Raw genomic sequence first — 12,814 nt, 5'->3', positions numbered from 1 at the left:
CCGGATAGATATCACACAATCAAGGGAATGTTTCGTCCTGTGTAATCCAGTCTTCCCACGGCTTCACATCGATCTTGATATCGAGAGTAGTCTTTCCGTAAAACGTTACATTAACCAGAATAATCTTGTTGGGTTGAGGTACATGTTCTATCTCAAGACCACCGGCACTTCGGCCATAATACTCCGCACCTCCTAGCGGCATGGAGACACGTAATTTCAATTTATGCGTTGATAAATTCGTAGACGACGGATTTGGCTTCAATTCGCCGTCTTGAATGGTAAAGGCATCTCCTCTATGAGCCGGAACGATAAAATTCAATGTATCGGATTTCCCATTTGCATCAAAAGTGAATCTCTCCCGCATTGGTTTTGTTGAAACATCAGGATTAGCACCATTAGGATACAAATTCCCATTCCACGCCAAAGTGGTGGGGACATCCAAAAGCTCCGCATAAGCCATGGAGCGATTGCTTTCAGTAATAGTGTCAAAATTGCCGTATTCTTTCAGGACTACCCGTATTTTTGCCACATTACGGTATAACAGGGTACTCACCTTCTTTGTGACATCTTTTTCTATTTCCACGTCGGGAAGCATTACATACCTGAGTTCATCAGGGGTTTGCGATAAGAACTCGCCTTCAGAGGTTACTGTTGTTTTGGTTTCCCACATGGGTGAACTTGCCATCGGTAATCCGTATGCCGGTATAATGGTATTTTGTAAAATGTCCGTATCACAGGTCAATAACGCAATATTCCAGGTTCCTACCTTCACGCTGGTAGTAAGTTTAGTCCCGCTTTTCTGCACATTCAGCTTCTTTTCGACAAAATTACTGGCGTTGTCGAACATGTAGATGGAAGTATTTTGCAGGAATGTTTCTGCATCAGTCCCTCTCATTTGCAGTGCAAAAGCCGATTCTACAGGATTCTCGATTCCTTCATTACTATCGCCGCATGAATAAGGCAGGATAGCAAACAGCAAAAGGACTATTCCATAAAAATAACGCATGTTTGTTTTGAATGTGTTTATATTCATCGTCTCCTATTTATTGATATACGTTGCCTGTCCACGGGAAAAGATATGAACCAACCTCTTCCGTTATTTCCACTATTCCTTCTGTATCTAAAAGGTCATTCATTGCCCGAACCGTGACACTTTTCAAATCGGGATAATCTTCGGACAAACCTTTTATCTTTACCTTGATGCCGTATTGATTGTTCCGTTTTATAAAAGCATGCCCCGCACTAGTGGCTCCATTCCGATTGACCACTACCGGGTAATATATCTTTTTCGCCTTTATTGACCCACTATTTGTGATGTCTCTATATTGATAATTCACACCGATTACAAGACAGGTGGGAGATGTCTCGCTATCGTTATTTTCAAACGCATAGAACCACAAGGGGGCATATCCTTGCTCATCAATATCTTCCTTTATATCATATTCTTTGAATGGGAGGGGAATATAGAGGTACTTCTGGTAAGTATTTCCATTGTCAATTTTAGTGTATGTCTTTAGGTAATCGAATCCTTCATTACTTCCATGCCCAAATGATCCGGCGGGGGATTGAAAACCAACAACTTCAGGGAAATAGGATGATTGTTTTTTTGCATTGATCATAAATACCCCATCCAGCAAATAGCTGTAGTTATCCTTATCGATTGATTGGCCGTCAATCGTTAATGGATCCGGCAACTCGAATTCTATTTTCTGGATAGCCACCCTGGCCATAAGGCGTACCAGTTCAACGGGATTGTAACCATTGACAAGCGTACCGGATTCTCCGGCAGGCACGCCGCCTGTATATCCCAGGTAATGTTTCGGGGCACCACTATTGAGAGGTAAGTCCTTAAATGACTGACTCATCACCAAATTGGTAAATCGGTCGTTCGGATCCACTCCACCAATGGGGGGACCATCCGGATCTGTTGTTGCTCCCCTGTCATGACCATATATTTTCTGCCTACTTAATTCCTCCATTTTTGCTTTGAAAGAATTGAAATCTGTCACATTGCTAAAATATCCTCCATCCTCGGCATCCGGAGCGTTAGCGATAATATAGACATCCCTCACGCCGGCAGTTAGCTCAATACCCGTTATTTTATCCAGTTCCACGTAACTACTATCTGTGGCCTCTGTTCCTGCTTTAAGTTCACGATTAATAAACTTACTTCCGTCCAGTTTATTACCGTCGAACACAAATACCGCCAGGCTGTAAACTGCACTCTCACGCTCGTACACACCGGCGTCAATTTCACCACCTTCATTTGCTTTTAATCCGTTTTCAGCTCTTAGTTGTTGTTCGGATTGAAAAGATATAGACAGTGAAATCTTATCCTTTGGAGGAGTGATATCTCCCGGTTCATTTGCGTCCGTGCAGGAGGAGATGAAAGCTGCGGCGGTAAGCAACCCGAAAAGCAGATATACAATATATTTTCCTGTTTGATTCATTTTCTTAGTGTACAAAAAATTCACGAATACTCTTCCAATCAACTTTTTACGAGAGAGAAAACAGATAAGCGGGCTTCCCCCCGGGAAGCCCCGCTTATGTTTATTCAACAATTGAAAATTCAGCTGCCGCCATTTCCGACGACACAATGATATCGGGTGTATTGTCAGGTTTAAAAATCGAGTCGATGCCGATCATGATCTTTTTTGATCCTGAATTTTCCCTGTTGAACAATACGATACCATCGAGGTTGACCGCACTGCGGTTTCCATCGCCCAATATCCTTAGATTATGCATATTGGTCAATACGAAATCCTTTCCTTCCTCAGCGTTTGTCTGCGGGAGGATGGAACATACAATGCCGATATCACCACCGGTAGCATTGATCAGCGGATGATTGTCGGATGCACGCAAGAGTGAAATCTTGAAAAATCCCGATACTATATTATTCATACGTCCGTGGTCTCCCAGTGAAGTAATGGCGATGACAGCAGACTGGTCCATAATTGACCCGCGACAACTCAGGATAGATCCTTCGAATCCGATCGACGCATCATTGATGGTCAATATCTTGTTGAAATCAACTACTACCGTCTTGGGTAATTCGAAACGGGTATCCACCAGGGTATTTACATTGAACGTACCGCTTGTGGCACCTTTGCCGATCACCAGTCGCGGTGCCACACCCATATCGAAGTCCAGCTTGTCAGCCGAACCCTTACCGTAATACCCTTCCACAATAATATCCGATCCTGTGGCATTGATCAGTTTCTGTCCGTTGGTCTTGAAAATTCCCAACTCATATACCACATCCCTTTGGCCTTCCAGCCCATTCTGGGTATTGATATGTTTTACCACTACCTCCTGGTCTTCAATAGTAGCCACACCGGCAGGCTTTACCAGATAACTCTGTTCTACATTGGCCAGGTTCAACTCAAACATTTTTTGTCCTTCAAACAAGTTGTTGGCCTTGATGGGCACCTCCACGTCTTGTTTGATCATATAACGTCCGGCACCATCGCTTGAAGGTACAAAAGAGAGGCTTCCCTTTACAGGACTATAATTTTCACTCTGGTTGGCCGTTCCGTCTTTGGTAAAATATTCCACACGTACCGGCAGAGGTGTCCCTTCGTCAGAAGTGGGAAAACCGGTAAGGGTCACACTGAACAAGGCGGTCACATAGCCGTCAACCGGCTTGCTCACCTTCACGTCAGACACATATAATCCATGGCTCATTTTTACAAGCCTGTTTTTAGCTCCTTTAAAAAGAATATCGCCATTGTTGACGAATAACACTTCATCGAAATTGGTTTTGCCTTCTTCCGTCACATAACGGTCGAATAACAATTCACCCGAAAGAGATAACATACAGAGGCGGCCGGTGAGAGTTTCTGCCAAAAGAATACCATTGGAAGTAACATATACTTCATCAAAATTTCCGTCAGATGACCGCTGGTATATCTGACGTCCGTCTTTTCCTAAACCAGTAATGGTTCCTCTCATCCGCTCAGTATCGAAACTGGCAACTACAGATTCTCCTGAAACAATGTTAAGGCCCATTCCGGAAATATAGCCGGGAACCACATATTTCTGTAATTCTGTACCATCATTGCGTAAAAGTGAATAGTAACATTTACCGTCGCCACCATTGCCGCCTACCAATACATTGCCTTCATTTGTTATATATAAATGATCAATCGTTGCATTGACAGAAGAAGGAACAATTTGTTTGTTGAAAACGATATCCCCTTCGGGACGGATTTTGATGACACGCCCGTCACCAGCATAGGTATTTCCGATAAGGAAAAGGAAATCATCCTGAGTGGTGATCATTTTATTAATGGCAATCCCCTCTTCCGGGAATTTAGTAATAAACGCCACTTGGCCTTTGCTATCAAGGCTTACAATAGAAGAGACCGTACCTTCGCTGGAAGTGAATGCAGCATGCACATATTCGGTCATACTGCCTAATACTTCGAAACCGATACAAGGGCCACTCTCTTCGGAAACATACTTGTAGATTGACTTTCCTGTTTTATCTACCTTGGTCAGCATGCCCAGATGCACTCCGGTAGCATTGATTTCATATCCGCCTAAAATAAGATTACCATCTTTCAACTGTCCGCCACAAAAGAACTCGCTACCGTTTTCCCCCGCATACACATCGTTCAGGATAGTACCGGTATTATCCACAATCACCGCCCTTCCACACACATTCTTTTCTGTCCTGCGGGAGGTCCAGTTCTGGGACTGACCGATAATAAGTAGTTTCCGTCCTCCAATGTAGTATACATTATTTACAACATTAAATTTCTGGGAAAGCGATTGAGAAAACAATACTTCACCGTCCCTTTTTACCCAGGTAACTGTCGTTTGCTTATCGCCATTTGCCACAAGGGCTACTTCACCCTGAGAAACAGCGCAGGTATGCTGATACGTCATATCGCTGCCGTATGTCCTGTCATACACTATCGGCATATATTGCGCTTGGGCATTTCCATAGAGTAACAAAAACAGGATCGCCGAAAAGGCTGTTCTGATCACATTCTTTTTGTAATACATCGTTCTTCTTTTTTATTTTATTGTTGCTATTATATCCACTCGTCTCGCTTCTTTTGTCAACCACACAGGTTTTTTCAATACATCCGACTGGAAATTATTATTATCTAAAGCCTGACCTTCCTCCTTTAAACTGCCCAGAATTGGCATCATACCTTTTCCGACAGTCTTTATATCTACTTTGATTCCTGCCATACTCAAATGGTAGGCTACTGTATCGGCTCTTTTCTTCGACAGTTCTATATTATATTTTTCCTCTCCGAACTCATCGGCATATCCTTCTAATAAAAGGGATTCTATACGGCTGGTATCTATCCTGCCCAACCATGCCTTGAATTCGTCAAGTGCCCGCTTGTTCAGGATATAGGAATCGAAATCGAAAAATAAGCTTAATGCCAGTTCCGAGAGGGTACTTTCAGGCAACTCTTCCACACGGGGCGTTGCAGCAGTGATTTCCTCATTTCCCATTGGAAGGGTAAGCATATTATTGAAAAGCATCTGGTTGCCCGACAATGCATAAGTAACCCCCAATCCACCAAAATTGAGATTACGTTCAAAATAATAGATATCATCTTTATTGTCCGGATTACGGTCTGAAATGATATAACCGGTATTCCGGTCAATGCAAACCATATTGAAATCGTTAAAGACAGTGTTCACAGGATAACTGAAGTGCATTAAACTGCCCACCGTCACTTTATTATATATGTATTCTACCCCATAAAGGTCATATCCTCCAAAACCGATATGTCCGTTAGAAGCAAAAATAAGCGTGTTTTCAAAGATATAAGGTGTGATTTCATCGCCGGCAGTATTCACGTAAGTCCCCAGATTGATCGGCAAACCCCAATCCTTTTTTTCTTCATTCCAATGCATCACATAAATATCGTATCCTCCGAATCCGCCCGGCATATCGGAAGCAAACAGCAACGATTGGTCATCATTGAAAAGAAAGGGATGCGAAAAGGAATATCCTTCCCTACCGCAAAAGAGTTCTGAAAACGACGACCATCCCTTGCGCCTGTTATTATATTTGGAAGTATATAATTTTGTACGGTATTCATTGATACCCTCTTCAGAGATGGAGATACTTCCTCCTTTTTCGTATTGGACACCGGTGATAATCATATTCGACATGTCGCCCGACACGGTAAAGGCTCCGTTTTGCATGGCCTGGGGAATCCTGTTGAGCAGGAAACCGTCACCTTTTCCGGAGATAGCTGCGGCATCGGCACTCAATGGAAGATATTGGGTACGGTGATAAAACTTTTTGTGCGGATCATGAAAACGACTATTACTGGCAGCATAAAAATAATCCCCCTGTACTTCACCGATCCAAAACTCAGCGTTGGACGTATTGAATTCTTCTAGGGGAGATATGGTGAATTCTGCAGTACCGATGGGCAGGATACCCTCTTCATAATTCAGCGCATGCAGGATATTCTGGAAGCGACGGTCGGCATTATATGCATCACGATAGCCATATTTCCTGGCTATGCCAATCGCTTTCATCTTTGATCCTGAAAAGCGTAAGGCATCCAGATAATTACATACATCAGAGGTGGTGAACAGATTATCATCCAATGCCATGGCGGCATCATAATGCGGGATAGCCGATGTATATTCGAGCAAGGTAAGATAAAGCCGAGCTGTTTTCAGGTGTAACCTGGCAGCATAGTCCGGCGTTAATATATTGTCTTTGAAAGCCGTTTCATAGATTGCCATCGCTTTATCGAAATCCTGCCGGGCAAATCTGCGATCGGCCCCGGATTCGAGACCTCTTGCCCTCCTGTCCCCTTGCGCCATCATTCTCTCGTCCTGTGATTGCGCCTCAGGGATAAAGGAGACCAAAAGGAGCATCACAAAGACAGCACTGATGGATATTTTTCTATAATGCTGCTGCATAGGGCTTTGTTATTTGAAAATATTATAAATCAGGTGTACACCTACTTTCGTAGGACCGATATAGCCCTTTGTATTTTTTATCTCAAGAGGGAAGTCGGCAAATTCACCGCCCAATTGGAACTTATCATATTGAAGATGTGCATACCCCGCCCCCGTGTTAATGTCAATCCTGAATCGGGGAGAAAGATAGAACTTATATCCGAAGGAAACCCCACAAGATACACCCCACCCTTTATGGCGGTAACTCATTTTATTTTCATCCTTTCTCTTCAGCCCTATATTGAAGTTACCCATCATCGCGTAGGGTCCTACATAAAACCCATCCCAGAGATCATTGGTATAATAATACCGGGGATTGATGTAATACCTGAAGTCAACGCTGCCTATCAATGTACGGAAGACTTCTTCGTCTTTTTTAAATAAATAGGGTGCCCACAATACATCGGCATTCACCGTAAACTGGCGCCCTACTGACCACTCTATTCCTATATTAGGATTACCCGTAAGAATAAGCGGGACATTGGTCTTGATAGCCTGCGCCTTGAGACTTTGCCCTGCAAAAAGCGGAAGCAGAAAGAGAATTGATAAAAAAGCGTATCGTGTTAAATGTTTCATCTCCAAGATATATTTCTTAGTTAGTTATTTGTTATTTAAATCCCCATTCCTCCATCATCATCACCGACAATTTCAGGCTCCCATTGTTCAGGACCATCAATATTCAATTCAAACGTACTCATACCATCTGTTCCCAAATAAATCGTCTGGTTCATATGAAGTGTCTGGACAATATCTATAAGAAATGAGTGTAGCATATTCCCATTATGGTCAAAAAAATCCATCCACAACGATATTGGTCGGCCATCGCTCAATGAAGGAAAAAAGTAACCGTCAATTCCAAACTCATAATGTTCAAACGGATTCTCATAGGGAATAAATTCCATCATCACCTTGTCCCATGAAGTATAACTGCCGGAACGCGTATTGATAGAATCTGTCAACAACGCCATATTTTGATAGGTACCCGTTCCTGTAGCTGTTACTTTTACCTTGCCTATATTACTATAGGTCAATGATGGATTGAAATTGGCCAGTTTTTCAAATGCAATGCAAATTCTTCCGCTATACCGTTTGTTGAAATAGGCAGTATCCGTTATCACAGGGGCAGGGTAATCGATTGCGGGATGGAACATTTCTATTGAAAAGGATGCAAACGAACTTGGATAAAGATATTCTCCACTTTCGGATTCGGGCAAACCAAAACCTCCCTCCTGACGGGATGTCAATGTGGACCATACAATCCCTCCGGTATTGGCAAAACAGAAAACATCGTAAGCTGTAGGGAACAACCTGAAATTAAAATTTCCCTCTCTCATTCTGGCGCTCTCCTTAAAAGGATGCGAGGCCCTTTTCATGTTCACCAACGTTGCATTTTTGTATATATAGATATGTATATCCTCGATCTTGTATTCATCGGCAGTCAGTTCAACATTGGCCTTTGGGGCATATACTACGTAATTGGTCTCATCTTCGAAATAGTCATAAGTACACGACGCGAAGAAAATCAGGCTGAAAAAGAGGATGATGTGTAGGGAGAATATATGAATGCTATATCTTTTTATCATATTCATTCCTGTATTTTATTTAGAAACAGACCAGGCGTCGTTAAAATTTTGTCTCCTGCAACACATTTCTTCTCTGCAAGCTGACATTGCAGGAGACAACAATTAATTATCCATTGCTACTTTCAATCGTTGCCGATTAAAAGATTACACTTCCATATTCAAGTCTACTATTTCGGAATCCCAGTTTTCAGGTGCTCCCACAACAATTTCCAATCCGCCAAATTTGTCAGGTCCTCCGGGAATTTCAGGATAACCGGCCGTTTTCAGTGTCAGATTAACTTCACGGATCACGTTCTTGGTAAATACACCATCAATGGTACCAAACCAATACACCATACTATTATCATCCGGAGCTATTGTTCCGTCAGCATATACATAATCCTTTTTTACCTGGGCACTGAAAATGATAAAATACTTCCTGGTTTTTATGTCTTCAGGCACATTGTCATCTTTTTTGACAGTATACTCGGTAATTTCATCCAATGATACATTGGGAAGCACATGGATATCATTGAACATAGTAAAATCGCCGGTAATAATTTCACCTGTACCATAACCGGAAGCAGGTTTAGCTGTTTTATAGGTATCCATACCGGTTGCACCTACCATCACCCTCTTGGTGTCAGATGCAGTATTCAAAATACCTCCCTTGAAATCACCCACGAACAAGCCTAAACCTACCGGTACCCGTTGAATGGCAATAAAATCGGAGGCATTGCCAAATGTAGGAGGCCCTGCTACCGGTTGGGTAGGAATTACTTTTGTATTAAAACGGGCGCGCAACATCGCAATTTCACGTCTAAGCACCAAATCGGTAGCAGGAATACTTGTTACGGTACCTGCGGCAATGGTGAGATCCTTGTAGGCTGTGAATACCTCCGAAGGAGCAGCATAACCGATTCTACCGGTAGTGGGCACATCCCAATCATGAGTAGGGGGATCCTGAGGGCTGGCTTTAGTAGGCAAATCAGCCGGCTTCAGGTCGATTTTGAGACTTGAATTGAAAGCCTTACCAATCACATTCTCATCAGTAAATTCAGTTACCGTTCCATCTACTGATGTAGCCATGTTATCGGTACTGTTTTTCACGTTGGCAAGTAAAGCCAAACGGTATTCTCCTACCGGCACATTGTCCCAAGTGAATTTCTGGCCATCGGCAGTCGGTTTTACCGTACGGGAAAATGCCACGCTTCCGGTTGTTTTATTATACAGGAACACCTGCACCTGTTTTACATTGGCCCAACTAACTGTAGGAATAGCCGTTGACGACGCCGTCCTTAAAGTTTTCCCTTCAAAAGAGATCGTTGCTGTTAATGTCCCAACTTCTACCGCTCCCTCATTGCCCGGCACATCATTGTTGTTACAGGCAGTAAATAGCAATATAGCTATTGCTATCAGACTCAAATAGATTTTTTTCATTTTGTAATACTGTGTTACTAATAATTTAAAAAGTTTTGTACCTCTCTATCTGACCATTTGCTGATCTTTATATCTTATTCCTCTATTCGTCTCTTTCGTACTCCACGTTCAGCAGAGTGCGTTTGAATTCCGGGGAAGGAGTAAATATCACTCGTACATTCTTAATATTTTCAGAAGAAAATTTGTCTGGAGTATCGGTACCCTCACTGGAGAGCGAAAGACGTAACGTGCCCAAATCACTCAGGTTTACACTATAGCCTTCCACTAAATAACGGGGAATCTCATTGACCATGTTTTCAATCACATTCATCACAGCTCCCTTTGTGAGAGATGATTTTGCTGCAATATCCTTGCTCAATTGCTTATTAGTGACAGTACCTGTTTTGACAGGCCTTACATACCATTTGCGTTGTGATTTAAGTTCACGCGGATTGGCCTTTTGAATTAATCTATACTTCATGTACCTATATATTAGAGTTCGATGTAATCGTTACAGGGGATATATTCTAATTTTGCGCAGTATCACCTTTAACGTTTGTTTCATTTTAATCGTGTCGGGAGCAATTCCTTTTTAGGGATTTTTTATTTGGGTTGTGTTACCATTGCGGTTCGCAGTTTTGTGTAATGGCTCCGAACATTGATTTGGAAATATCGCTGTTTGTTTGATTGCGCTTAGATATTTCGTTTACAAACATACTTTTTTTTATAATCGGCAATTAGGATTTATTAGGTTAAATATAGGACTAAACCCGCTTTAACATTTCATCCTGTTAGCATAATTTGCGCATTTTATATATAAATATGTTGAAATATAAAAAGATATGAATGCTAACTTTTATGTTATTTTACGTGGAATATTTACCCATTACGGCTAATATTAACACTATTTCCTACATAATCAATAGGCGAACATATTCAAAGAGGAAGTTTTTGGCGGCAAACGCTTAAATTGCGTGGGTGTAATCCCATTATATTTCTTAAATACCCTGGAAAAATAATTCACATCGAAAATACCACACTCACCCGCTACTTCGCCGATGGTCTTGTCTTGTGAAGAAAGTATCTTTTTGGCGTAATCCAGTTTTACCATTAGTATATATACGGAGGTAGGATAGCCTGTAGCCGCATTCAATTTTTTATTTAATTGCGAAATGCTGATGGCCAACTCCTGTGCTAATTTAGCAGGCGTAAACTCTGCATTTCTCATCTCCCGGTAAATAATATCGGTTACATGACGCAAAAAATCAGTATAACTGTTATCAGTCTTTATCTTTTCTTCTTTCAATACTGTCCTGTGATATTTCTCCTTGAGGAGCTGGCGGCTTCCTAATAAGTTTTCCACACATATCTGCAATTCCTCCGGATGAAAAGGTTTTCGGATATAACTGTCAGCACCACTTTTCAAGCCTTCAATCAGACCTGTCTCCTTGTTTACCGAAGATATAATAATCACTGGTATATGATTCAGCAAGGGGGATGTTTTCATTTCCCTGCACAATTCAATGCCACTCTTTTTCGGCATAATCATATCGGTGATCACAATATCGGGAAGTTGCTGATGTTTCATTAACTCCCACGCTTTCTCCCCATTAGATGCATATATAATATTATATTGCGACTGAGGAAAAATAGAGCGGATATAGAGAGCGATATCCTTATTGTCTTCGGCCACCAAGATAGCCGTACGAGGATCATTCTCATTCGACTCCGATAAAAAGATTCCTTCGTATCCCCCCTTTTCCGGATTATTATTTACTGGCATAATAAAATTACTTTTTTCGGGTTTCCAATGAGGAAATAATTGTTTTTCATTCTTTCGGATACTCAACTGCACCGTAAAAGTAGAACCCCTCCCCACTTCAGTTTCTACTCCAATAGTACCTCCCAATATTTCTGTCAGCTTTTTGGCGAGGGTGAGCCCTACCCCATTACCGTCTGCTTCACCTTCATAAGGACCTTTATAGAAAAGATCAAAGATATGCGGAAGCACCTCTTTACAAATGCCCTCCCCATGATCTATAATCTTTATGATCAATCTATTACAATTTCTTTTATCTCTTTCCAGAATAAGATATACCCGACTGCCTTCACCGCTGTATTTGATGGCATTAGAAAGAAGGTTTTGCAGGATCTTGTTAAGATAATCGGGTACAAAATCTGTTTCAATAACCTTTTCAGTACTGAAAAAATACAATTCAATCTCTTTTTGTCCGGCTTGAAGACGCAGCGTTTCAGAGATCATTTCCATAAAAGCCACAATATTGCCGGTTTTCCATTCTATTGTTCTGTCTGCCATGTATAAATTAGCCACCTCAAGTAATTGGTTGACCAATTCAGAAAGATATTTACCCTGACGTTCAATAGCTTTAAGATAGATAAGAGAATTATTTCCGCCGAGTTCTTTCTGCTCACGTAACTGTTTGCTCAAACCAAGAATAATAGTAAGCGGAGTCCTGAATTCATGGGTTATTTTTGTAAGAATATCACTGTGTAAGCGTTCTACCTGTTCTCGTATACGCTTGTTTCTCACCCGTTCAATAGAGCGAATCAATATTCCTGAGATAATCAACACCAATACCAGACCAATATACAAATAAGTTCTTCTGGAACATATACCTGAAGAGAGTATATCCAACATAGGTAAGTGAATGAGGGAAGCCGGCACCGTTAACAATAAAAATTTACCCGATAACGCACCGGTCAAATACAGGTAACATATATTCATAGAGTAATCTTGTAAAGAAATAAAAAATCCGCACCAAGATATGAATTGAGAGAAACCTCTTATAATAAGGTCTTTGAACTTTACACCCGTCCCTTGTCAAAAATTTTTTTTAAATCTCCGACACCGGTTTTTCACT

Annotated in this window: 9 protein-coding genes; all 9 read right to left on the bottom strand. The window is 41.5% G+C overall.

The features are described from left to right. Positions 1 to 19 precede the first annotated feature (19 nt). Positions 20 to 1,033: a hypothetical protein gene (locus B4G81_RS06190; RefSeq protein ID WP_294081113.1), complete on the bottom strand. Its 1,014-nt coding sequence runs from the start codon at positions 1,031 to 1,033 to the stop codon at positions 20 to 22. A gap of 10 nt (positions 1,034 to 1,043) precedes the next feature. Next, positions 1,044 to 2,450, bottom strand: a complete 1,407-nt coding sequence (locus tag B4G81_RS06185) for a fimbrial protein (RefSeq protein ID WP_294081112.1) — start codon at positions 2,448 to 2,450, stop codon at positions 1,044 to 1,046. Positions 2,451 to 2,550: 100 nt separating this feature from the next. Then, positions 2,551 to 5,010, bottom strand: coding sequence for a Calx-beta domain-containing protein (locus tag B4G81_RS06180; protein WP_294081111.1), 2,460 nt, complete (start codon positions 5,008 to 5,010; stop codon positions 2,551 to 2,553). 12 nt (positions 5,011 to 5,022) lie between these two features. Then, complete coding sequence (locus tag B4G81_RS06175) at positions 5,023 to 6,912, bottom strand: OmpA family protein (protein ID WP_294081110.1); 1,890 nt, start codon at positions 6,910 to 6,912, stop codon at positions 5,023 to 5,025. A 9-nt stretch (positions 6,913 to 6,921) separates the two neighbouring features. Further along, a complete protein-coding gene (locus B4G81_RS06170; RefSeq protein ID WP_294081109.1) occupies positions 6,922 to 7,527 on the bottom strand; it encodes a DUF3575 domain-containing protein in 606 nt (201 codons plus the stop codon). 35 nt (positions 7,528 to 7,562) lie between these two features. Further along, positions 7,563 to 8,540: a hypothetical protein gene (locus B4G81_RS06165; RefSeq protein WP_294081108.1), complete on the bottom strand. Its 978-nt coding sequence runs from the start codon at positions 8,538 to 8,540 to the stop codon at positions 7,563 to 7,565. Between the two features lie 138 nt (positions 8,541 to 8,678). Then, positions 8,679 to 9,953, bottom strand: a complete 1,275-nt coding sequence (locus B4G81_RS06160) for a FimB/Mfa2 family fimbrial subunit (protein ID WP_294081107.1) — start codon at positions 9,951 to 9,953, stop codon at positions 8,679 to 8,681. An 82-nt stretch (positions 9,954 to 10,035) separates the two neighbouring features. After that, positions 10,036 to 10,413, bottom strand: a complete 378-nt coding sequence (locus B4G81_RS06155) for an HU family DNA-binding protein (protein WP_294081106.1) — start codon at positions 10,411 to 10,413, stop codon at positions 10,036 to 10,038. Positions 10,414 to 10,851: 438 nt separating this feature from the next. After that, on the bottom strand, positions 10,852 to 12,678 hold the full coding sequence (locus tag B4G81_RS06150) for a hybrid sensor histidine kinase/response regulator transcription factor (RefSeq protein ID WP_294081105.1): 1,827 nt from the start codon (positions 12,676 to 12,678) through the stop codon (positions 10,852 to 10,854). Between the last annotated feature and the right edge of the window lie 136 nt (positions 12,679 to 12,814).

Origin of the sequence: Proteiniphilum sp. UBA5384, from assembly GCF_002410825.1 — a bacterium.
Classification (GTDB): Bacteria; Bacteroidota; Bacteroidia; order Bacteroidales; family Dysgonomonadaceae; genus Proteiniphilum.
This window is presented reverse-complemented; position numbering and strand designations above follow the sequence as displayed.